General features: G+C 66.6%; 14 protein-coding genes. 8 read left to right on the forward strand and 6 right to left on the reverse strand.

The genetic code is table 11. The features are described 5' to 3' along the window. Positions 1-134 precede the first annotated feature (134 nt). A complete protein-coding gene (locus tag FB389_RS04105) occupies positions 135-1,532 on the forward strand; it encodes a zinc-dependent metalloprotease (RefSeq protein WP_142111494.1) in 1,398 nt (465 codons plus the stop codon). On the opposite strand, the gene FB389_RS04110 is transcribed toward FB389_RS04105, so the two are convergent. From FB389_RS04110 to FB389_RS04120, 3 genes are all read right to left on the reverse strand, one after another. Next, complete coding sequence (locus FB389_RS04110) at positions 1,529-2,068, reverse strand: M48 metallopeptidase family protein (protein ID WP_142111495.1); 540 nt, start codon at positions 2,066-2,068, stop codon at positions 1,529-1,531. The genes FB389_RS04105 and FB389_RS04110 overlap by 4 nt on opposite strands. 159 nt (positions 2,069-2,227) lie before the next feature. Beyond that, complete coding sequence (locus FB389_RS10825; protein WP_281282020.1) at positions 2,228-2,575, reverse strand: WhiB family transcriptional regulator; 348 nt, start codon at positions 2,573-2,575, stop codon at positions 2,228-2,230. 572 nt (positions 2,576-3,147) lie between these two features. Then, positions 3,148-5,181: an ATP-dependent helicase gene (locus tag FB389_RS04120; protein ID WP_142111496.1), complete on the reverse strand. Its 2,034-nt coding sequence runs from the start codon at positions 5,179-5,181 to the stop codon at positions 3,148-3,150. A 122-nt stretch (positions 5,182-5,303) separates the two neighbouring features. Between FB389_RS04120 and FB389_RS04125 the strand changes: the two genes are divergently transcribed. Beyond that, positions 5,304-5,576 (forward strand): glutaredoxin domain-containing protein, encoded by a 273-nt coding sequence (locus FB389_RS04125; RefSeq protein ID WP_342776015.1) that lies wholly within the window; start codon positions 5,304-5,306, stop codon positions 5,574-5,576. Here the strand turns inward: FB389_RS04125 and nudC are convergent. Next, positions 5,573-6,637 (reverse strand): NAD(+) diphosphatase, encoded by a 1,065-nt coding sequence (gene nudC / locus FB389_RS04130; protein WP_170207861.1) that lies wholly within the window; start codon positions 6,635-6,637, stop codon positions 5,573-5,575. The two genes, FB389_RS04125 and nudC, sit on opposite strands and share 4 nt — an antisense overlap. Positions 6,638-6,711: 74 nt before the next feature. On the opposite strand from nudC, the gene FB389_RS04135 reads away from it, so the two are divergent. After that, complete coding sequence (locus tag FB389_RS04135) at positions 6,712-7,887, forward strand: phosphotransferase (RefSeq protein ID WP_142111499.1); 1,176 nt, start codon at positions 6,712-6,714, stop codon at positions 7,885-7,887. Here FB389_RS04135 and FB389_RS04140 read toward each other — a convergent pair. Together FB389_RS04140 and FB389_RS04145 are read right to left on the reverse strand one after the other, a co-directional pair. After that, positions 7,881-11,198 carry an ATP-dependent helicase gene (locus tag FB389_RS04140; RefSeq protein ID WP_142111500.1) on the reverse strand — a complete coding sequence of 1,106 codons (3,318 nt, stop codon included), beginning with the start codon at positions 11,196-11,198 and terminating at the stop codon, positions 7,881-7,883. The two genes, FB389_RS04135 and FB389_RS04140, sit on opposite strands and share 7 nt — an antisense overlap. Continuing rightward, a complete protein-coding gene (locus FB389_RS04145; RefSeq protein ID WP_170207862.1) occupies positions 11,191-14,616 on the reverse strand; it encodes a UrvD/REP family ATP-dependent DNA helicase in 3,426 nt (1,141 codons plus the stop codon). Before FB389_RS04145 ends, FB389_RS04140 begins: the two co-directional genes overlap by 8 nt. Before the next feature lie 137 nt (positions 14,617-14,753). Here FB389_RS04145 and FB389_RS04150 point away from each other — a divergent pair, with 137 nt between their 5' ends. The 5 genes from FB389_RS04150 to FB389_RS04170 all read left to right on the forward strand — a co-directional run bounded on the left by FB389_RS04150 (position 14,754) and on the right by FB389_RS04170 (position 23,322). Further along, the gene (locus FB389_RS04150) at positions 14,754-15,209 is read left to right on the forward strand and encodes a DoxX family membrane protein (protein WP_142111502.1); all 456 of its coding nucleotides are present in this window, start codon (positions 14,754-14,756) and stop codon (positions 15,207-15,209) included. A 37-nt stretch (positions 15,210-15,246) separates the two neighbouring features. Then, entirely contained in the window at positions 15,247-16,593 is a 1,347-nt protein-coding gene (aroA, locus tag FB389_RS04155; RefSeq protein WP_246043510.1) for a 3-phosphoshikimate 1-carboxyvinyltransferase, read from the forward strand. 5 nt (positions 16,594-16,598) lie between these two features. Further along, a complete protein-coding gene (gene rsgA, locus FB389_RS04160) occupies positions 16,599-17,660 on the forward strand; it encodes a ribosome small subunit-dependent GTPase A (RefSeq protein ID WP_246043511.1) in 1,062 nt (353 codons plus the stop codon). Between the two features lie 4 nt (positions 17,661-17,664). Next, on the forward strand, positions 17,665-18,453 hold the full coding sequence (gene hisN, locus FB389_RS04165; protein ID WP_142111503.1) for a histidinol-phosphatase: 789 nt from the start codon (positions 17,665-17,667) through the stop codon (positions 18,451-18,453). Between the two features lie 198 nt (positions 18,454-18,651). After that, positions 18,652-23,322 carry a GH92 family glycosyl hydrolase gene (locus FB389_RS04170; protein WP_142111504.1) on the forward strand — a complete coding sequence of 1,557 codons (4,671 nt, stop codon included), beginning with the start codon at positions 18,652-18,654 and terminating at the stop codon, positions 23,320-23,322. Positions 23,323-23,454 lie beyond the last annotated feature (132 nt).

Here is a 23,454-nt window from a genome sequence, read left to right on the forward strand (position 1 = left end):
GATCGTGAGGCTGTGCGCCCTGAGCGAATTCCGGCCGATGCCACCGTTATTTTGTTCCCCTTGCCAGGTAGTGCGGTTACGGTAAAACTCACTGTTAGCCTATATCCCGCCTCTGACAATGCAGGGAGTTTGTGATGAACCCGACCCCCGACCCATCTGACCCACTCAAGGCTTGGGAACAGGCGCTGCGCGCCGCCTTCGGCCCCAACGCCGACGCGATCATCGAACAGATGCGCGCGTCCGGGGTCGACATGGCCGAATTGATGCGGCAATCGGAGGCTCTCCAAGCAAATCCGCAGATGCTGGACATGATCATGCGTCAGGCGGCAACATTTCTGGCGGCCGACCCGCACGATCCCGTCAACGCACCGCTAGCGAAGAACATCGCTCGCCAGGTGACGTCGTCTCTCGGCCCCGATCCGTCGATGACGGACGCCGATCAGCGAGCGGTGCGGAACATCTTTAGCGCGTGCGAGCTGTGGCTGGACGTCGCAACAACGCTGCCCCCCGCCACGGTCAGCGCGCACGCGTGGAGCCGCGCCGAATGGGTCGAGGCGACGATCTCGACCTGGGAATCCCTCACCTCCCCCGTCGCCGGCGCCGTCGCATCCGCACTGACGCAGCTATTCCGCGACGAAGCGATCGCCGACGCGACGATCGACCCGGCCGGCGGGTTTGCCCCAGATTCCGTCCTGCGTTCGATGGCATCGGCAGCTTTCGGGATGCAGGTGGGGCAGGCGACCGGAGAACTGGCGGCAGAAGTATTCGGCACCACCGATGTCGGCATACCGTTGGTGGATACGCAGACCGTGGCGATGGTCATAAAGAACGTGGACGAGTTCGCCGCCGGCTTAGACTCCCCGCGCGATGAGGTGCGGCATTTCCTGGCGGTTCGCGAGGCGACCGCAGCCCGCCTTTTCGCCTCGGTTCCGTGGCTGCGCGCGCACGTGCGCGCGCTCGTGGACGAATATGCCCGTGGCGTTGTCATCGATCGGGAGGCACTCGAAGAAACGCTCCGGGACGTGGACCCTAGCAACATTGAGGCGATCCGCCAGGCAATGTCTGGCGGAATTTTCGCGGTTCCAACAACCAGCGATCAAAAGGCCACGTTGGCGCGCCTGGAAACCGTTCTGGCCCTCATCGAGGGATGGGTCGATACCGTTAGCACGCAAGCTGCCATCCCCCACCTGCGATCCGTTGTTTCCTTGCGCGAGATGATGCGCCGGCGGCGCGCGGCGGGCGGTCCCGCGGAGCAGACCTTCGCGAAGCTCGTCGGCCTGGAACTGCGCCCGCGCCGCGCGCGGGAGGCGGCCGCGTTGTGGGAACTACTGCATGCGCGCTGCGGCGTCGACGGGCGCGACCAGGTCTGGGACCACCCGGATTTCCTGCCCGAGGGAACCGATCTGGACGATCCCCACGCGTTCGTCGAACGCTGGAGCAACGGCCCCACCGCGTCCACCGACGACGTGGACGCGGCTCTCAGTGCCATCTTCGCCGAAGCGGACCGGGACGACGGCCAGTCCCAGGACTAGTGCGAGGTCACGTCCGGATCGTTGCCGCCCCCGTTGTCGACGAAGTCCAGACCCTGCAAGAAGCCGCGAGCTCGTTCGGTGTAGGGGTACGCGGACAGCAACGTCCAGAACTGGGAATCGTGGTCGACAAATAGCGTGTGAGTCATTTCGTGGAGCAGAACGTAGTCCAGCACCCACGTCGGCAGACCCCGCAGGCGGGTCGAAATCCTGATATCGCCCGTCTCGACCGAGCACGATCCCCAGCGGCGCTGCTGCCGATCGGACCACTGCACCGATCCGATGCGGACCGAATCGGGTAGGTACGCGGCCGCGAGTTGCCGGGCGCGTTTCAGTAACTCACTGTCCGAGGGCCGGGTCCGGCGTTGCCGCACCTGAAAGCGTTTGGCCATTTTCTCGACCCAAAACTGCTCCTCATCGGCCGACAATCCCGCCGGCATGAGCACGACTAGCTCATCGCCATCGATGCGGGCGCTGATGGTGCGTCGCCGCCTGGTGCTGCGTTGAATGCGCACACGGGTCACTCCGTGCAATTCCATGACTCGACGGTAGCGGTTTACGACGCGCATGGCACCCCCATCGCCGGTAATTGTGGATAACAAGTTCCCACAGCCCGCTATGACCGCCCCCCACAGGGCACGGATACACGATCGCGGGACCTACGCGGCCGGTCTCCGCCGGCGCAGCGACGAAGAACGCTAGCCAGCAAGCGAGAGTTGGTTCTTGGGCGGGCGGCCTCGTCCTCGCTTGTTCTTTATTACAACCCCGTCGGCCAGCGATTCGCCGCCCCACACCCCCCACGGTTCCGCGCGTTCGAGTGCCCCACGCAGGCACGCCGCCCGCAGGGGGCAGGGCGCACACAACGCCTTGGCCCGCTCGATGTCGTGGCTTTGCTCGGCGAACCACAGGTCTTCGTCCGACTCGCGGCACGGCGTGGTCGCGACGGAAGCGAAGGAGAAATCCGTCGTTGCGGTGGCGATTTGGGGACCCGGCGCAGGCGATGCGACTCCCATTGAGCGTGGCGATTCCTTCGTCACGGCGTTCATGTTTTCGACTCCAAAGCAGGTGTAAAGCGGGGTCGAGGGGAGGCCGCGTCGCCTATCCGGACGCAAAAAAGGGCCGTCACCCTCGTTGAATGTGAGCGGTGCGGCCGACGGCAGTCCGGTAGCGAACTACCCGATCGTGGCGCCGACGTCGCACCCGCGCGAAGGCCGCGGGCGAACCGCGGCGAAGGCGGGGGCAGCACCGCCGCATGCACCACGGAACGCAGCCGACCGGCCGGTCGCGAACTGCTTTATTGAAATCATCGTGGTGCACCTCCTTCGCTTATCTGGGCGCCTTGCGGGCGACGCGGACTCGAACTGTCCCAGCCTACGGCGCAGCGCGCCGCGGCGCCACTTTATTTTCCCGAGTTCCTAATACCGCGCGATTCGCGTGGCGCTGGCGGGCTGTGCGGGGCCGACCGAGCACCGCGCGGTCGCTGCCCTGACTGCACGCGGTAGACCGGACGGTCAAAAACGGCCAATCGCGCACCTGCCCCGCTAGCGTTCCCGCGCTCGTCGGTGGAACGGACGGTCAAAAACGGCCAATCGCGCACCGCGCGGTCGCGCCTTTCGGGTCAGGCGCGCAGGTGGTCGACGACAATAGCAACAATCGATTCACCGAATTGCTCGAGCTTTGTCGGCCCGATCCCGCGTATGCGCGCAAGCTCCGCCATCGTCGTGGGGCGCGCCTGCGCGATCTCCACGAGGGAGATGTTTCCCAGGATGACGAATGCGGGCTTGCTCATTTCTTTGGCAAGATCCGCCCGCCACTGCCGCAGTCGCTCGAAGAGTTGCGGGTCGACGTCCTCGCCGGTTGCGAGCGCGCTCGTGCGCGCACGGCGCTCCTTTGCGAGCGGCGAGACGTCCGGGGCGGGCCAGATGCCGTCCAGAAACCGCGAGCTTTTCCGCGTGCCGCGCCCTCCAGCCCGGCGCGACTTTGCGTACGAGAGTTCCAGGTTGCGCTTTGCCCGCGTGATACCGACGTAGAGCAGGCGTCGCTCCTCGGCAATCGCCTCGTCGGTTTCCGCCAACGAGATGGGGATCAGGCCCTCGCTGACCCCGATCAAGAACACCGATTCCCACTCAAGACCCTTGGCCGCGTGGAGCGACGCGAGCGTGACGCCGTCGACGGTCGGTGCGTGCTGGTTGGCCGCGCGCTCTTGCAGTTCCTGGACGTATGCGCCCATGTCCGCGCCGCGGGTTTCTGCCAGGGCATCCGCCAGTTCGACCAGCGCTTGCATGGCATCCCATCGCTCCCGCGCCGCTCCCTGCGCCGTCGGTGCCTGCGCGGACCATCCCACATCGCCAAGGATGTCGCGGACCACCTCCGGCATTGAACGGTCCGGGGCATGGTGCACGTTCGCGCGCAGGAGCATGGTCGCGTCGCGCACGTCCTTACGCTGAAAGAAGCGCTCACCGCCCCGAATCACGACGCCGACCCCGGCCTCCTGGAAAGCCTGCTCGAGGGCCTCCGCCTGCGCGTTAGTGCGGTACAGAACCGCGATATCGGCGGGTCGTTCGCCCGCACTGATCAGCGCGCGGGCGCGGGCGGCGACCCCCGCCGCCTCGGCCTCATCGTGGTCGTACGTAGTGAACGACACCGCGGGCCCGCGCCCTACCTGGGAAATCAGTTTCAAAGGCTTGACGCGCGCCGGGTCCAGTTTGCGGCCGCGCTCCAGGACCGAGTTAGCGAGCCCAACAATCGCGGTGGTCGAACGGTAGTCACGAACCAGCGAAACGACCGTGGCGCCCGGGTACTCGCGTTTGAATTCCATCAGGTAACTGGGCGTGGCCCCCGCAAACGAGTAGATCGTCTGGCTCGGATCGCCCACCACGCACAACTCTTGTCTGTTACCGAGCCACTGCCTGAGCAAAGTGTGTTGGATCGGGGACACATCCTGGAATTCATCGACGACGAAGTGCTTGTATTGGGATCGAATCGTCTTGGCTACGTCGGGGTGGTCGGCGATCATTTGCGCGGTCAGGGCCAGGACATCCTCGAAGTCCATGACGGCGCGTTCGGTCTTCAGTTCTTCGTATCGCGAGTAGAGGCGAGCCACGGTCTGCTCGGAAAACCCTGCCGGCATCTCGCGGGATTGCCTCTCGACGACGGCCGCGAAATCATCCGGGCGCACCAGCGTGACCTTCGCCCACTCGATCTGCGATGCCAGGTCGCGCACCGCTATCCTGTCAACGCTCATTGCGAGCGACCGGGCGGCCGCGGCCACCAGTTGCGCCTTGTGCTCGACGACCTGCCAGGGGCGCCCGCCGATCACTTTGGGCCAAAAGTGCCCCAATTGCCGCATCGCGGCCGAGTGAAAGGTGCGCGCCTGCACCCCGGGAACGCCCAGATCGCGCAGGCGCGAGCGCATTTCGCTGGCGGCCCGCGCGGTGAAGGTGACCGCCAGCACGCTGGTCGGTGCGTAGCGTCCGGTTCGCACCCCGTACGCGATGCGATGGGTGATCGCGCGGGTCTTGCCCGTGCCCGCCCCCGCCAGCACGCACACCGGACCGGTGACCGCCAAAGCGACCTCGCGCTGTTCGGGGTCGAGTGCGTCTATGAGTTGGTCCGCCCCGGGGACCTTCGCGACCTTCTCATCTGGCGACATCAACCGAGCGCATCCTCCCTATCGTCCTAACTGCGAAACTACACTGTCTAACAACCATGTCAGCGCCGTGTGACATCCCCGCGCCGCCCCGACCCGCACATTCGACCCGAAGGACCACGCTCGTGACCGATTTTCCACAGCTTCCCGCCGCCGGCGAGGTGGTCATGCTCTCGACTCCCTGGTGCGGCTACTGCAAACGTCTCAAGACACAACTCGCTTCGGCCCGCATCCCCTTTAGCGACATCGATATCGAGCAACACAGCCACCTGATCCCCTTCGTGGAGCGCGCCAATGGCGGGAACCGAACGGTCCCAACCGTCGTCTTCCCAGACGGTTCAACGCTGACGAATCCGACGCTCAATCAGGTCCAGGACAGGCTCCGTGTGAACTCCTAATCGCCCGCGGCGCGCCACTGGTTGATCAGGACGCGGGCAATGGACGAGGCCGCCGGAAGTTCCACCGCCCCGGTCTCGAGCGCTGCCTCCAGTTCCTCCCTGCTGAACCAGCGCGCGTCCGTTATCTCCTCTCCGTCGACTCGGATGCCCCCGCGTATATGCTCCGCGGTGAACGCGAGCATCAGCGAGGATGGAAACGGCCACGGCTGACTCGCCGCGTATCGCACGGTCCCGACGGCGATTCCCGTCTCTTCAAACACCTCGCGGATGACGGCCTGCTCCGCGCTTTCGCCGGGCTCGACGAATCCCGCCAGGAGGGAATACCTGGCGGGCGGCCACGCGCTTGCGTGCGCCAGCAGAATTCGATCGCTGCTATCGGTGACGGTCACAATCATCGCCGGATCGGTCCGCGGGTAAGCGAGCCGCTCGCAGCGGGCACAAATCCGTATCCATCCCCATTCGGCGATGCGCGTGCTGGCCCCGCACCCAACGCAGTACCCCTCCCGCGAGTGCCAGTTCGCCAGCGCCACCGCCGTTACCCCAAGCGCCGTGTCGGTAGCGTCGAGCCCGTCTCCAATCGCCCGCAGATTCGCAAAGAGATCGGCGTCGATCCCCGCCAACTGGGCCGTCGTCTCGCGCGAAATGTCGGAACGGACCACCGCTGCGGCACCGACCAGCGCCGCCGCGAGGAGCGGGTCTCGTCCCGAAATGTCGATGGCAAACACGGCCGCGTTCTCGCCCCGCATGGGTGCTTGGGCGGGCGCGCGCGTCGCCGGATCCCAGGCATCCCCGGTGGCCCCCAGGAACCACGCGAGATCGGGGCCCACCTCGCCCAATGCAGCGACCACCGCCTGCGGGGTCACCATCGCCAGAGCGGGATGGATCGGGTCGCGATTCCAGGCGATTTCGCCGTCGCGAACAAGCACGACGCGGGTCGTAGGTAGCCCTGCCAAATCGCGCCACAGATCGCGATTCTGCCGCCATGCAGCGGCCCGTCCAACCCCCTGCCCCGCAAGCGGGAACGGTCGTTGCGCGGGCGTGGGATCGGCTGATTCCATCATGTTCTTCCCCTCAGCATCGGGCTGGTCGCGTGGCGCTGCACGCGTTCGCATGCCCGACAACGTAGCGTTGAATCGTGCATCGTTCACCCTATGCCCTGGCCGCTCTCGCAACGCAGGCCATCCCCGGTCTTGACGCGCGGCAGGTGGCGCCGATCGATGAAGGCGTCGAGGGTTTTGACTGCGCGCTGGTCATCGACGCCGAGGCACGGCACTGGGTTGTGCGCGCCCCGTTGAGCCCGCAGGCGGGCGCTGGCCTGGAGGCGGAAATCGCCTTCCTTTCCGCGCTGGTTCCCTACATTGATCGCGGCGATTTGCCGTTCATCGTTCCGCGAGTTGCCGGAACCGCCGCACTGCGCGAGGGCGGGCGCGCCCTGGTCCATTCCGAGCTTCCCGGCTACGCGATTGCGATGGAGAAGTTGGCTCCCGGCCCCGGCCTGGCGGCCGCGCTGGGCCGCGCTCTCGGCGCCATCCATGAACTGCCCGTAGCGATCTTGGAGGAGACCGGCCACCCCGCATACACCGCGGAACAATACCGCGAGCGCCGTCTCGCGGAGGTCGATGAGGCTGCCAAGACCGGACTCGTGCCGGTTTCCTTGCTTTCGCGCTGGGAGCGGCAGCTGGAGGATGTTGGCCTCTGGCGCTTCATACCGACGGTCACCCACGGGGCGTTGGCCGCCGACGCGATCCTGGTGCAGGCGGGCAACGTCGCGGCCGTGCGCGATTGGTCGGAGGTCAAGATTGCCGATCCCGCCGACGATCTGGCCTGGGTGCTGGCGGCGGCGCCTCACGATTGCATCGATTCGATCATGGAGGCCTACCAACTTCGGCGCACCGAACTGCCCGATCCGAACATTGTGGCGCGCGCCTCCCTGGCAAGCGAGTTGGCGCTCCTGCGGTGGCTATTGCACGGAACTCGCAACAATTTGCCGGATGTTGTGGCGGATGCGGTGGAGATGCTCGCCGATTTGGACGTTGCCACCGCGGCACAAGAGGGGGAACTGGTGCGGTTCCCGCGCTACGGCGGCACGGGTGAAACTTCCTACCAGGACGAGGTGGCCACGTCCGCACTCGGAACAGTCCCCGCCAGTTCCGGCGAAGAATCCGCGCAGGCGGCTTCCGCTTCCCCGCGCCAGGGCGGGTCGGCTGGTGCTGATCCCGGTCCCAGCGAGCTCGATTCCCTACCCGTTTCCGGGGTCACCGAACCCATCGACTACGTCGATGAATCCACTGCCGATCGCGTCGATCAGTAACGAGCGCTCCGCGCCAGTATTTCGGCGATTTCCCTTTCGTCCGGCAGGTCGGCCACCCGCTTGGTTTCGCCGGTTAGCAGGTAGACGAATGCGGCACCTACTTGGTCCAGCGGCTTCCCGCTGGCCCGCGACCAAGCGATACGGTAGATGGCCAGTTGCAGCGACCGGGACCGGAGTTCTTCCGCGGTCAGCGAGGGCTTGCCGGTCTTCCAATCGATGACGATGTCGCCGTCCGGCCGGTCGGGGTCGCGGAAGATGGCGTCTATGCGCGTGCGAATCGATATGCCACCGACCGTCGTCTCCACCGGGTATTCGAGTGCCACGGGAGTCAGATCGGCCCACCGGGAGGCCAGGAAGTTCGCGGTGAGATGCAGCATTTCATTATCGTCGCCGACCCCCTGGTAAAGATCGGTCTCATCGATGTCGAGCATGACGGGAACGGCATAGTGCTGCTCGATCCACTGGTGAACCCTGGTGCCCGTCGTCGCGCGCGCACTGGGCCGGGCGGGCACGGGCCGCAGCCAGTTGAGCCTCGCTGCCTGCGGATCCTTAGCGAAGGAAACCAGGGCGGAGGCGCTCATGTGATCGGGCATGCCCGCGGTCTCAACGTGCGGGCTCGCGGACGCGGCCGATTCCGCCAGGAGCACCGTTGCCAGCCACTGCGCGACGCGGGGATCTCGGTCGAGGTCGGCCGGGTCGCGGGCCCCCAAGCCGTCCACGAGCCCCGCCGCGCCCGCGCCCGGCTGCGGCGCAGCGCTATCTTCGCACTTGGCGGCGGATTTCGCGGACGCACCATCTTGCGGCGACGAGCCGGTAGCGGCCTCGCCGCCCGGGAACCCACTCATTTCCTCGGTAACGGCCCGCGCTAGCCGCAACGTGCCCGCCGCGTCTTGCTCGTTGGTGCCGATTCGCGGCCACCATCCGATCTCTACCCCGTCATCGAGCGGATTGGTGGCTGGGGAATCCCCCAATGGAGCCGATCCCGCCAGTTGATCCGCCAAGCCCAGGTCGACTATCTCTTCGAGGAACGGTGAGGGCGGCGCGGGACTCTTGCGGCCCTGCCGCCAACCCGCCCCCGAGACGAGCAGGGACGAGCGAGCGCGGGTCAGCGCGACGTAGGCGAGTCGACGCTCCTCGTACTCCGCGGTTACTCCCGCCGCCAAGCGAAACTCCGCGATGTTCTGCGCCATCTCGACCGCGTCATCAGCGACCAGGTTGAAGGCGGGCAGATCTTTGGCGTCTCCGCGCAGCGGATAGGGAAGATTGCCCTCCCCCACGAGCCAGCCGGCCGAGGTCGGTTCCTTTTCCCGGTAATCCACGGACGGAAAGCTGCCGATCGCTAGACCCGCGACGGCGACGCTATCCCACTCCAGGCCCTTTGCGCCATGCACCGTGATCAGTTGCACCGCCCCCGGATCGGGGTCAGCAACGGGACGGTCTAGTCCGCGTTCCTCTGCCTGCGCAACCGCCAACCAGGACAAGAAACTGCCGACCGTAGCGTCGGGGGTCGACGCCGCGAACCCGGAAGCCACCTGACTCAGGGCATCGAGGTGGACTCGCGCGGGTCCACCGCCACGATTGATCACGACCTGCAGGTCCACGCCGAGAATTTCCTCAGCGCGGTGCAGTATCTCCGGCAGCCCGTGGCCCAGGTACGTGCGCAGTTCTTGGACCATCCGCCCCAGCTCGGTGAGCCGCAACCTGCCGGTCTGCGACATGCGAACGCGCGACGGGAGCTGCGCCTGCCGCACCAGCCAGTCCAGGGCCTCGATCAAGGTGTGCCGCTCCCCGCCGCGGATCTCGGCGGCGGCATCGAGGCACCGGGCCGCGTCCCGTAACCCGCCCACGTCAGCGGGACCGATGTTGAACCGCGGTCCGAGCAGCAACCTCGCCACCGCGTCCCCGCGCGATGGATCGTGCGCGACCGTGAGCAGGGCAATGACGTCAGCGACCTCCGGCACGTCGAGCAGACCACCCAGCCCGACGATTTCAATGGGTATGCCGGCCGCTTCGAGGCTCTGCGCGATGGGAACAAAATCGCGTCTTGCGCGGCACAGAACCGCCGCACTGGTTGTCCCGCCGGGAAGCCAGTGGTCCTTGATCCACGTTGCGATGGCGTCGGCCTCGGCCAGGCTCGTTTGCGACCAGTTCCAGTCGACGGAGCCGGGCAAGGCACCCGCGCGCGGCGCTAGCCGCGGCACCGAAACGGTTGTCAGAGAATCGCGCAGGGGGCGCGCAACCGCATTCGCCGCTTCCAGAATCGCGGAGTCGTTGCGCCACGATGTCGACAGCGTCAATGCCGTCGCTCGCTGCCCGTTCGCGGACGCGAATTGGTCGCGAAACCGCGCCAGCGACGATGCGCTGGCGCCACGCCACCCGTAGATGGACTGGTGCGGGTCCCCCACCGCCATCACGCTGTGCCCGTTTCCAAACAGCGAAGTGAGCATCGTCACCTGGGCGTACGACGTGTCCTGGTATTCGTCCAGCAGAACCGCCTTGAACCTCGACCTCTCGATGGCTGCAACGTCGGGGCAGGTGGCTGCTATCCGGGCGGCAAGAGCGATTTGGTCGCCAAACGACAGCGCGCCCGCGTTGTTTTTCTCCGCGCGCAGCGCCATCGCGATATCGATGAGGGCCGCGCGCAGGCGCAGCGATTCGCGCAGCGAGGCCACGTCCTTGGCGAGGACTCGCCGCCGCGGCCCAAGCGGAAGCGCATCGATTGCCTCGACCGCATCCTCCAGCCACCGCTGGGCCTGGCGCGGGTCGCACAGGTGCTCGGTCAGGGACGATTCCAGCTTCATCACCGCGGCGACCACGCTCGATACCGCCTTTGTGGTTTGCAGGTCGTGCGGCCAGGTTTCGACAAGACGCGACGTGATTTGCCAGATGCCGGCGTCGGTCAGCAAGGTGGCGTCGGGTTCGATCCCGATGCGCAACCCGTGTTCGCTCACCAACGATCCGGCGTACGCGTTGTACGTGGAGACCGTGGGACGATCCGCGAGCGATGCCATCGCAGCGGTACCCGTCGTGCGAGCTCGCAGCGCGGCCAACCTGCGATCGATTCGGTGCGCCAGCTCGCTCGCGGCCTTCTTGGTGAAGGTGAGCCCCAGGATTTCATCGGCCGCCACCTTCCGGTTCGCGATCAGCCAGACAACCCGCGCCGCCATCGTTTCGGTCTTCCCCGAGCCGGCTCCCGCCACCACGATTACGGGATCTAACGGCGCCTCGATAACTTCAATCTGTTCCCCGGTTGGCTGCGGCAGCCCCAGGATCGTGGCGATGCGGCTCGCGGACAAGGTCTTCTCATTCATGCGCGTCGTCCTCTAGTTTCCGTTCGGCAGAAGCGACGAGGCCAGCCTGCGCCCGGCGATCGTCTGCGCTACCGAACTCACTGTGCGGTGCCCGGTTCGCCCGGTCGTCCGTCCCGGGCACATCGGTCAGCTGACGGCCCTGGTCCATCACTGGGCACGATGTGCGGATGGGACAGCTGCGGCACACCGCACCGGGGCGTGCCCACAGTTGCCCGGCGGCCATGATGCTCCCCGCCTGCGCGATCATTCGTTCCGCCCAGCTCGGGTCGGGAAAGTCCGCGAGCGCACGCTGCGTGCGGATCGAAACTGACTTTGTGGGTGCCCCAAGGTAGACCAGTTGGGCGCCGGCAAGGCTGTCCCGTGCAGCGCAGTCGGCGCTGCGAACCGCCTGCGGCCCGGCATCCGCGTCCGCGGTTCCGGCGTGCCCCTTGTCGTATGCGACCTGATACGCGGCAAGTTGCGGATCGACCTCCGCGTCAGCCTGACTCGCCGCCACCTTTCCCGTCTTGAAGTCGGTGATCAGCGGCCTGGCGCCCCGCGAATCTATGCGGTCGATGGAACCGCGCACACGCACCCCCGCGACCTCGACGTCGATAGCCCGTTCGACGGCCCGCGGAGCCGGATTGTCGGCTTCGAATTGCGCGAGCTTCGCGACCATAGCCCGCGCCTCCTGCTCGCTTTGCATGGACGGCCACCCGTCGACGAGGCCCAGGTCGGGCCAGCGCCGGTGCAGCTCGGCCGCGAGGCTAGCGGCGCTGGCCGCGGGGTGGTCTTTGGCAATTTCGTGGATGAGCGTTCCCAGGTGCGTCGAAAACGTCCCGGAGGGGACTGCCCCGAGCATTTCGCCCGCCCATCGCAACGAGCACGCGTGCGCCAGCGCGATGCGCGAGGGCGAGACTGCGACCACCTCATCCGCCGAGTGCAGCGGCGCGACCGTGGAGACGGGCTGGATGCCGTACCACGTTTGGGGCTGCGCCTCGCGTACCCCGCTGCCCGCCAGGCGACCGAGGAGCTCCACCCACGCCGTGGCGTTCGCGGACCCACCCTCCTGCGCTAGGGCCGCGGCCCCGGCGACCCGGGCCCGCAACGCAAGCCCGCGCAGGTCGAGGGGCGGCGGGGCGGCGATCGGCGGGCCCGCCGGGGGTGGCGCCACCAGGTCGCACATCGCCGACGGCTGATCGTCGTCGCTGCTCACCGCGGTCACGTGGACGCATTGCGTCGCCCTGGATACGGCCACCAAGAAGAGCCGCAGTTCGTCGTCGAGCACCGCCCGACGTTGCCCCCGGACGTCGCTCGCGCCGACGCGCCCGTCCACAAGATCCGCGAGCCGCTGCGCCCCCAGCAGTGAATCCCGCAGGCGAAGGTCGGGCCACACGCCGTACTGCAACCCGCTGACGATGACGAATGACCACTGCCGCCCGGTCGCCTGCGCAGGCGTAAGGACCTCGACCACGTCGCGGCGCTGTCCCGTCGCCGCCAAGGTATCCGCGGGTATGTCGAACGAGCGGATCTGCTCTACGAACTGGTCGATCGTTGCCAGCGCGGCGCGTTCGGTGAACGTATCAGCCTTCTTGAACAGCGTCATCAGCGCATCGAGCTGAGCGTGCGCCTGAGCGGCGTGCGGCCCCCCGCGCAGCGCCGCCTGTTGCCAGCGCTGCGCGCATTTCGATGCATCCCACACCGCCCACAGGACGGTGCCGGGGTTGGTCTCGTCAGCGGTGTCCCGGGCCGCTGAGATCATTGCCGCGAGCCGGTACATAGCGGCCGCTAAAGGCGTCCCGCCGATGCTTGAATCGCGCAATCCGCGCAACCCTCCCGGCCGTGTCAGGCAGGTCAAGAGCGGATGGCGGCCGCCCTCGTCGTCGGCGCAGAGCTTCGCTGTCAGCTGGGCGGCGATACGCCGGACCGCACGCACCGCAACGGGATCCAGGTCAAAGTAGGGCGAAGAGAGCACCGCCAGCAAAGAGGCCTCGTCCCAATCCTGCGCCCTCGTACGCTGGACTATTTCGCAGAGCGCGCGCACTGCGGGTTCTGCCCGCAGCGCCCGATCGGCACCGCCGGTGACCGCGGGGACGCCCGCCCGCTGCAATGCACCGGCGAACGCGGCGGCCTGCGCGCCCGAACGGACGATGACCGCGCACCGGGACCACGGCACCTGCTGGGTGTAGTGGCGCCAGCGAACCATCCACGCGGCCCACGCCATTTCGTCGTTAAACGACCGCAGGTGCCAACGCGCAACCGGATCCACGAGCCGCGGTCGATACTCGCCGACGCTCGGCCCCGCCTCCGCATCGGGCGAATCATGGTCGTCTTCTACTGCCGCCCCTGCCCCCGGGTCCCCGCTGGGCCCACCAGCGAATCGGTGCCTGGTCCCGGCGGCTGTCCCGATGCTCTGCGCGATGCCTGCGATCGCGCGCGTGACCTCCGGCGCCGTCCGATGCGCCGTCGTGAGGACGAATGGCAGCGCGTCGAACTGCCCCACCTCGAGCGACCGCGGTGAGGGCGGCGTCGCGGCCAAGCGGGCCAGATCGGGGCGCGAACCACGAAACCCCTGCACCGCCTGGTCGGGATCGCTGAGCAACACCAATTGGGCGCCGTCCGCCGCGAGCGCAGCAAGCAACTGCGCGGTCGCCGCCGATGCGTCCTGGTACTCGTCGACGACGACTAGCGAAAACCGCAGCCGTCCCGGCGCGTCCTGCACCCGCAGCCGCTCGGCCACGACGGCCGCCTGCGCAACGATCCCGGCCGAATCGAACCTATCGCCGCGGTCCGGCGTCATCCGCGCAAGCTCGTTGACGTTCTCGTACTCGCGGTAGAGCGCGGCCGCGGCGATCCACGCCGGCTCGTCGTGTTCGCGGCCCAAACGTTCCAGGTCCGCGGGGGCAATCGCACGCTCCGCGCACCGCATCATGAGGTCGCGCAGCTCGGACCGAAAGCCCGCCAAACCCAACGTTTCTGGCGGGATCGCCGCCGGCCACGGCACGTCCACCCCCATTCCGGCCAGGTGACCCGCGAGGAGCTCAGCGATCTCGCGGTCCTGTTCCGGGCCGGTCGTTAGCACCGGCGCCGGACGCCCGTTCATCCGCGCGTCGTTGCTCAAGATGGCGAACGCCAGCGAAGCGGCCGACCGCACAGCCGCGGTACGCCTGGTCCCGCCGCCCGCAGCGGTGACCCGATCGCGCAGCCTCGCGGCCGAACCGCGCGACGCGGTGAGCAGCACGACCCGGTCCGCATCCACGCCGCTGGCAATCGCATCGGTGACGATGTGCAGCGCCAGGGTGGTCTTTCCGGTTCCCGGCGCGCCGGTCACAACGATGTGCCTTCCGGTCGCCACCGCCGCAACCACCGCATCTTGCTGCGAATCGAGTCGCGGGTGCGCGGGGACCTCGTCCTTACCCTCCGGCATTGCTAACGTCATGGTTTTCATACTGCCAGGACCGTCCGACACCGCATATTCCGGTGCGCCCCGCGCGCGAATCACACGCATTATTCAGGCGATAGCGCTAGGTTAGATACCTCAGACATAGTGGCTCGACAGATCGGAAGGCTCATCCCATGGCCGCCCTAGGATTCCTCGCCCGCGCGCTCGTGTCAGTTCCCTTCATCGTCGACTCCGCGCAGGCGCTCAAGAACAGCGACGAGCACTCCGCCCGCGCTGCCATGTTTGCGACGCACTGCCCTCTCGCCGAGCACGCGCCGACGCTCACCCCCGGCCAATGGAAGCTCGCGGTGCGGGGGCACGCGGTTGCAACCATCGTGTGTTCGCTGGGGCTCGTCGGCGGCAAGGCTCCGCGCCTGCACGCGCTGATGCTGGCGGCACTCACCGCACCGCGCGTGGCGATCTCAATGCCGCGCAAAGACAGCGGGACACCGTTCGCGGCCGGTACCGCGACGCCGTGGAAGTCGCTGGCCAGTTCCCTGGGGCAGGTCGGAGCCGCGCTCGCAATCGCGGCCGACAGGCACGGCAAGCCATCGCGGCAGTGGCTGCACGAGCACCAGAGCGATGCATAATTACGCGCCCGTTAGAGGGCCCCGGTAGGCTGGTCGCGTGACCGATAATGCGAAGACTATTCCGTCCGACTCAGTGCCAGCGAGCCAGGGTGACTGGGCAGCTCCGCTGGCCCCGGTGGGCGGGTTTCGCGCCGAGGTGTCGGTCCCGGGATCGAAGTCACTGTCGAACCGCTACCTGGTTTTGGCCGCACTCGCCGCCGGGCCGGCCGTGATCCGAGGGCTGTTGCGCAGCCGCGACACCGAACTCATGATGGCGGCGTTGACGGCGCTGGGCGCGTCGTTTTCCCCCGGGACCGCGCCGGGTGAATGGCGATCGGTCCCTCTTTCGCCCGTGACTGGCGACATCGAGATAGATACCGGGTTGGCGGGAACCGTGATGCGCTTCTTGCCGCCCGTCGCCGCGCAGGTTGCGGCCAGCGTTAGGTTCGACGGAGACGAGGGGGCACGCGTGCGCCCCATGGCTCCGATCATCGACGCGCTGCGGGCCCTGGGTGTGCGGGTCGATGACGGCGGGGACGGGTTACTGCCCTTCACGGTTCACGGCAACCCGCACCTGCGCGGTGGGCACGTGGATGTGGACGCATCGAAGTCAAGCCAATTCGTTTCTGGACTGCTCCTCGCGGCGCCGCGCATGAGCGAGGGCCTGACCGTGCGCCACATCGGGCCAACGCTGCCGAGCCTGCCCCACATCGCCATGACGGTCGCCGTCTTGCGCCAGTTCGGCATCCAGGTTGACGATTCGCGCGACGCTATCTGGCGCGTGTACCCCGGCCCGGTCCAGGCGGAACAAATCCGGGTGGAACCGGACCTGTCCAACGCCGGGGCGTTCATGTGCGCGGCGGCCGCCGCGCCCGCCGGGTCATCCGTAACGATCCCGGGGTGGCCGCGTGCAACCACCCAGCCCGGCGACATGATGCCCGGAATCCTTGAGCAGATGGGCGCGCGCACCTCCCTGGACGGCGACCGCCTCACGGTGACATCGAGCGGGCAGCTGCGCGGCATCGACGCGGACCTGGCGGCAGGGGGCGAATTGGCGCCGCAAATCGCCGCGCTGGCCACCCTGGCCGATTCGCCCACGCGGCTGCGCGGAATCGCGCACCTGCGCGGGCACGAAACCGACCGCCTGGCGGCGCTGGCAACCGAGATAAACCGCCTCGGCGGGCGCGCGGAGCAGACATCCGACGGGCTAGTCATCACCCCCCTGCCGTTGCGAGGCGGGCTGTGGCGCACCTATCACGATCACCGCATGGCGCACGCGGGTGCCATCGTGGGCCTTGCGACACCGGGCGTCGTGGTTCAGGACATTGCGACGACCGCCAAGACGATGCCCGGGTTTGCGGGCATGTGGGAAGACATGCTCGGTACGGGCATCAAGGAGCAATAGAGACCGTGGGGCACGGGGGCAAGTGGGACGAATCATCGTTTACCGACCGGCCGTCGCGGCGCGGCTCGCGGCCGCGCACGAAGAACCGCCCGACCCACGATGATGCCACGCTCGCCATGGTGATCGGCGTCGACCGGGGCCGCTACACGCTGGTCGCGGATGACGGCCTGCCCGCCGAACGCCGCGTGGTTGCGATGCGTGCGCGGGAGCTGGGCCGCACCCGTATCGTCTGCGCAGACCGCGTCGCAATCGTCGGGGACACCAGTGGTGCCGCCGGGACGCTCGCCAGAATCGTGCGCGTCGAGGACCGCAAGACGGTTCTGCGGCGCACCGCCGACGACACGGATCCCTACGAACGGATCATCGTCGCCAATGCGGATCAGCTGGTGATCGTCACGGCCTGCGCGGACCCGACCCCGCGCCCCCGCATGATCGACAGGTGCATCGTTGCCGCGTTCGACGCTGGCATGGATGTGCTGCTTTGTATGACGAAGGCCGACCTGGCGGATCCCGAGCCGATCATTGCTCCTTACCGCGACATCGGCGTCGAATCCATTATCACCCGGCGCGCGGACGGCCGGATCGAGGGCCTACCGGCCCTGATCGAACTGCTGCGGGGCAGGGTTTCGGTGCTGGTTGGTCATTCCGGAGTCGGCAAATCTACTCTGGTCAATGCGTTGGTGCCGGGCGCCGATCGCGCCACGGGACACGTCAATGCGGTCACCGGCCGCGGCCGGCAAACGTCGACTTCGGCGGTCGCGTTGCGTTTGATGGATGAAGCGCACGCGCCCGCCGGATGGGTCATCGACACCCCCGGCGTGCGCTCGTTCGGCCTGGCCCACGTCGGGGTGGACAGCGTCATCGCCGCGTTTGACGATCTCACCGAGGTCGTGGCGCGATGCCCGCGCGGCTGCACGCACCTTGCGGGTGCCCCCGACTGCGAACTGGATGCGTGGGTCGCGACCGCGAGCGACGGCGAAGGCATCCGCCGGTCTCACCGCGTCGACTCGCTGCGCCGCCTGCTCGCCGCGCGCGGCGCCACCACCACCGCGGATCGACTAGCGTAGAGCTATGCCCTCAGCCCGCTACGAAGACGACCTGCGCCTGGCCCTGGTCCTCGCAGACCAGGTAGACGCAATTACCACATCGCGCTTTCGGGCCCAGGACCTGCGGGTCGAAACCAAGCCGGACCTGACGCCCGTATCGGACGCCGACCGCAGCGCCGAAGAGGTGATCCGCTCGCAACTGGCCCGATCCCGGGGCCGCGACGCGATCGTCGGCGAGGAGTTCGGCTCCACGGGGCATTCGGACCGCAGATGGATCATCGACCCCATCGATGGCACCAAGAACTTTGTCCGGGGCGTGCCCGTGTGGGCGACGCTGATCGCGCTGATGGAGGGCGATCAGGTCGTCGTTGGCGTGGTCTCGGCTCCGGCCCTCAACCGCAGGTGGTGGGCCGCGAAGGGAACCGGCGCGTACACGGGCAAGTCGCTGGCACGCGCCCGCAGGCTGGCCGTGTCCCAGGTGGCGACGCTCGCAGACGCGTCGATGTCGTATTCCTCGCTGACCGGCTGGCGCGATGCGGGGCGCCTGCACCAATTCGTCGATCTCACGCTCGATGTCTGGCGCACCCGGGCGTATGGCGATTTTTGGTCATACATGCTCGTCGCCGAGGGCGCCGTCGACTTTGCCTGCGAGCCCGAGCTGGCGCTGTACGATATGGCGGCGCTCGTCCCTATTGTTACGGAAGCCGGCGGAAAGTTCACCTCACTGGCGGGTGTGCCGGGGCCGCTGGGAGCTAATGGCATAGCGAGTAATGGGCTATTGCACGATGACGTTCTGGGACGCATTGGTTTCTAAGGTTTTGGCCGACGAGGCCCCCGTCCCCGCGCAGCGGGCCTGCGCGAGATTGATTCTTCGCCCGGGGCTGTGCGCGCTGTTTGCCGCCGTCCACGAAGCGCGGTAACCTAAGACAAATTGACAACGATGTCAGGCTGGTCGACGAGCCACTACCGTGGCGGTCCGCATCGTAGCGACGTCATACGAAAAGGGAGATTCATGCGACTCAACCGTCCACAACCGCGCGCACACACGCCCGGCGCGCCGCTTTCACGCAAAGTCCTCGCGGGGCTGACTGCGCTGGCCGTCGCGGCGACGGGATTGGCTGCCGCCGCGCCCGCCAACGCTGCCGCCCAAACCATCACGGGTTCGCAGGCGGTTGGCCTGGTGAACACGTTCATCGGATCGCTCGACGACGGTAATACGTTCCCGGGGGCGACGACCCCGTTCGGTATGGTCCAGCTGTCCCCCGACAACGGTCACAACGTCGGCTACTACTCGACAAACGATGCCGTTCGAGGGTTCTCGCAGGTGCACCTGTCGGGCGTTGGCTGCGGCCTGGGAGGATTTGTTCCAGTTCTCCCGACTACGGATTCGCCCACCGGCAGCGGGTTCAACTCGGACTATGCGTCCGGGAACTATTCACGTTCCGTGCTCAATAAGGGCCAAGAGGGCGCCGAGGTTGCCAGCCCCGGCTACTACAAGACTGTGCTGAGCTCGGGTGCGGCCAACAACATCACCGCCGAACTCACGGCAACAACCCGCACCGGGGTGCAAAAGTACTCGTTCAGCTCGGGCGATGACGTCAAATCGTATGTTCGCATCAACGCCGGCCAGGCACTATCGAGCGTACGCAGCTCCAAGGTGACGATCGACGCCGCGAATCGCACCGTGGCCACGGAAACCACCGTGTACGGCTTCTGCCAGGACACGCCCGATTTCACGGTCTACTCGATCTCCAAGTTCAACCAGGCTTTCCAGGGCTACGGGACGTGGACGGGCAACACCTACACCGCCAACAAGACTTCCGCATCGTCGACGGACCGCACGGGCGCCTCTCTCGAATTCGCGCGCAACGCGACCGTTGAGGTGCAGACGGCGATCAGCTACGTCAGCGCTGCGGGCGCTCAGGCGAATCTCACGGCGGAGTCGAACACCTTCAACGGCGCCCGCACCGCGGCGAATGCCGCGTGGGCAGACCAGTTGGGGAAGGTCTCGGTGACCCAAAGCGACGCCAATGCGCAGGGCACCGATAAGCAAACGCAACTCAAGACGTTCTACTCGGCCCTCTACCGATCGTTCGTCGCCCCCAACGTCGGCTCGGACGTCGACGGCAAGTACCGTGGCTGGGACACGCAGATCCACCAGGTCTCGGACGATGGTCTCGGCGCCTACTATCAGGACTTCTCCCTGTGGGACACCTACCGAACGCAACAACAGTGGCTCTATCTCACCGAACCTAAGAAGTCCGCTGACATGGCCAAATCGATTGTGTTGCAGGCAGAGCAGTCCGGCTGGACCCCGCGTTGGGGCTATGGGCCGGTTGAAACGAACGTCATGACAGGCGATCCCGCCACGCCGTTCTTGGTGTCCGCCTGGGACCAGGGCCTGCTCACCGGAACGTGGGAGGAGCGGACCTACGCGGTACTCAAGCACAATGCGGACAACCAGCCGGCAGCCGACGTCTACGTCAACGGGCGCGCCGACAACGACCGGTACATTGCGCGCGGTTACGTGACGCAAAACAAGAAGGCAAAGTTCCGCAACACCGACTACGACATGGACCACGGCGGCTCCGCCACGCTCGAGTACGCGCTAGCCGACGGAACGCTCGCCTACATGGCGAAGAAGCTCGGGCACACCGCGGATGCCGAGCGCTACGCGCTGCGCGGCCAGAACTTCCGCAGCGAATGGGATCCTGCCACCAAAACCTTCCGTGCCCGCGACAAGAACGGAATCTACCTGACCAAGGGCACCGATGAGGAAAAGAGTGCCTTCCACGAGGGAACCTCCGCTCAGTACGAGTGGCTCGTTTCGCAGGACGTGCCGAGCCTCATTTCGCTCATGGGTGGCAAGCAGGCGACCAACGACCGCCTCGACACGTTCTTCGCGTACAACTCGATCGATCTCGAGTCGAACCCCGGCCGGGTCGCCAAGAACTCTGGCAGCAACACGGCCTGGTGGGTTACCGGCACGTACGACTACTACGGGACCAAGACCTACAACCCCAACAATGAGCCCGACCTCAACTCCGCCTACACCTACCTGTGGACCGGGCAGCCGTGGAAGACCACCGACATTGTTCGCGAAGCTCTGACCCTGTTCACCGACACGCCTAACGGCGTCACCGGCAACGACGACCTCGGAACGATGGCCGCGTGGCAGGTAATGTCCACCATCGGCATCTACCCGATCATCCCGGGCAAGGACGTGTGGGGCTTGACCACCCCGGTGTTTGACAAGGTCGAGATCGCCCTCGACAAGGACGTTTTCGGCAAAGATGAGCTCACCATCTCCGCCGACGGCGCGTCCATGACGAACCGCTACACGCAGTCGGTAGCGATCGGGACGCAGCAGCTTGATCGCGCCTACCTTTCGGGCACCGAACTCACCAGCGCAGGGACGCTGTCCTACACGGTCGGTAGTTCGCATTCTCAGTGGGCAACAAGCGACGAGGCCTCCCCTGGTTCGCTGGCCACCGTCACCGACCTGCCGACGCGCCTCGTTGTGCAACCGACGACCTCGGTCTACGAACGCGCATCGCAATCGCGGGCAATCGTATCCGCGGGAAGCTCGACCGCCGTGCCCGTATCGCTCCAGTTCACGGGGACCAAGGCAGTCGCCGGTGACGTGACTGTGACGGCTCCTGCGGGGCTGACGGCGAGTGTCACCCAGGGCGCAACGGTTTCCGTCAACCCGCAGGGCGGCACGGTGATGGCTAACGCGACGGTTCAGATCAGCGCCGACGCGTCGGTAACCGCGGGCACGTACAACGTCGCCGTTAGCGTCGGATCCGGTAGCGATGCGGTGGCCTCGTCCCTAGCAGTGTCCGTGGCCACGACGGAGCAGACCCTGCTCGGGACCGCTGGCGCGCTGAACAACCAGGCTATCGCCAGCTCAACCAATTCTGCCGACTCGGCAAATGCCAAGTTCAACAAGTACGAATCGGACGGTCGCGATATCAGCGGACAAGAGTTCTTCTTGCGTGACCAAGCGACCGCGGCCGGATTCCCCCTGGGGGTCTACTCGACCTACCCCGGCGACGCGTCGATGTCGTTCCGCATCACGAATGCGGTGGCGCAAAACGATAACCTCATCGCGCTCGGGCAAACCACGAACGTGGCCGGGAAGCTGCCAAATGCCACCAAGATCGCGTTCGTCGTCGCCGGTAACAACGGCAATGCGAGCGGGAACGTCACGCTGAATTTCAAGGACGGCACCTCCAAGTCGGAATCCATCAGCGCGACCGACTGGTGCTCCGATTGGTCTTCGCAGGCCGGCAATAATGTGCCGCTCGGCAGGGCGACGCAGCGGTACTCCAGCGGTGTCCAGGACCTTTCGTGCGGCATAGCAGTAACCCAAGTGATCTCGCTGGGGGGCAAGGAACTCACCTCGATCACGTGGCCCACGGCAAAGAACATGCACGTCTTTGCGATAGCGTCGGATGCCGCCGCCGTGGCATCCGCCGCGCCAGCAATCACTGGGGGCACTTCGGTCGGGACGCAGTTGCAGGGCGCAGTGCCTGACTTCGGCTCCGCGGCGACGGTTTCGAAGCAGTGGCTGCGCGACGGTGTGCCGATTGCCGGGGCTACCGGCGACACCTACACCGTTTCGTCCGCTGATGAAGGCACCACCATCACCTTCCAGGTCACCGCCGTGGTCGCGGGGATCAACCCGACGACCGTGACGTCGCAGCCGTTCGCGATCTTGGCGCCGACGGAGCCGGTTATCATCACCGCGACCCAGCAACCGACCGTCACCGGTACGGCGCAGGTGGGTAAGACCCTCACCGCCAACCCCGGCGAATACGAACCCGCGGATGCGGCAGTGTCCTTGCAGTGGCTTGCTGACGGTGTTGCAATCCCGGGTGCGACCAGCCCAACACTGCTGCTCGATGAGGCCCTGCTCGGCAAGTCAATCTCCGTGCGGGCGACGGTGACCAGGCAGGATGCGGAGACCAAGCAATTTACCTCTGCTGCAACTAGTGCCGTTTCCGCCGCCGACGACAACGGAGGTGGCGATGGCGGCGGCGACAATGGCGGCGGCGCGGGCACCAAGGACCCGATCACCTTGAATGTGACCGCGTTCGTGAATGGGGTTCCAGCCACGGCCTCCTCGATCCTGCAGATCGGCCAGTCGCTCACCGTGAACCCTGGCGCCTCCGGGATCCAAGGAACCTCGGTCGCGGTGACATACCAGTGGTACGCAGGCGGCAAAGCAATCGCCGGGGCGGTGGGACCGTCGTACGCGCCCGAACCGGCGGATGCAAAGAAGGCGATCACCGTGCGGATCACCGCTGCGGGTGACGGCTACAAGACGGTGACCGCGCTGATCCCCTTCGGCACGGTGAAGCTCGGCACGATTCGCGGAGTGGGGAAGACGTCGCTGAAGGTCGGTTCCAAGAAGGTGACCAAGAAGACGAAGATACGCGTCGGGAAGCGGATCAAGGCGCGCGCCAGCAAGGCGACCGCGCCCGGATCACCGGTCAAGGTCAGCTACAAGTGGTACGCCGGAAAGAAGGCGATCAAGGGAAAGGCCGGCAAGAAGGCCACGCTCAAGGTCACCAAGAAGCTTGCAGGCAAGAGGCTGAAGGTGAAGGTCACCTACTCGGCCGCTGGCTATGCTTCCAAGAGCTCGACTTCGATCAAGACGAGCAAGGTTAAGCGGTGAGCTCCTAACCATCCGAAAGGCGGCGGGGCGTCCGAGTTCGGACGCCCCGCCGCCTTTTTCCATCCGCCCCGTGGACAGGGTACTCAAACTATTTGACCACCCCCTGCGGTGGCATTATGGTTGATGCATCCC

The organism is Rarobacter incanus (assembly GCF_006715765.1).
In the GTDB taxonomy this organism is placed as follows: domain Bacteria; phylum Actinomycetota; class Actinomycetes; order Actinomycetales; family Cellulomonadaceae; genus Rarobacter; species Rarobacter incanus.

Bases quoted from the DNA above. Each gene is read 5' to 3' on its own strand.
- FB389_RS04105 (WP_142111494.1), top strand. From the start codon at position 135: ATGAACCCGACCCCCGACCCATCTGACCCACTCAAGGCTTGGGAACAG.
- FB389_RS04110 (WP_142111495.1), bottom strand. From the start codon at position 2,068: ATGGAATTGCACGGAGTGACCCGTGTGCGCATTCAACGCAGCACCAGG.
- FB389_RS10825 (WP_281282020.1), bottom strand. From the start codon at position 2,575: ATGAACGCCGTGACGAAGGAATCGCCACGCTCAATGGGAGTCGCATCG.
- FB389_RS04120 (WP_142111496.1), bottom strand. From the start codon at position 5,181: ATGTCGCCAGATGAGAAGGTCGCGAAGGTCCCCGGGGCGGACCAACTC.
- nudC (WP_170207861.1), bottom strand. From the start codon at position 6,637: ATGATGGAATCAGCCGATCCCACGCCCGCGCAACGACCGTTCCCGCTT.
- FB389_RS04140 (WP_142111500.1), bottom strand. From the start codon at position 11,198: ATGAATGAGAAGACCTTGTCCGCGAGCCGCATCGCCACGATCCTGGGG.
- FB389_RS04145 (WP_170207862.1), bottom strand. From the start codon at position 14,616: ATGACGTTAGCAATGCCGGAGGGTAAGGACGAGGTCCCCGCGCACCCG.
- FB389_RS04150 (WP_142111502.1), top strand. From the start codon at position 14,754: ATGGCCGCCCTAGGATTCCTCGCCCGCGCGCTCGTGTCAGTTCCCTTC.
- hisN (WP_142111503.1), top strand. From the start codon at position 17,665: ATGCCCTCAGCCCGCTACGAAGACGACCTGCGCCTGGCCCTGGTCCTC.
- FB389_RS04170 (WP_142111504.1), top strand. From the start codon at position 18,652: ATGCGACTCAACCGTCCACAACCGCGCGCACACACGCCCGGCGCGCCG.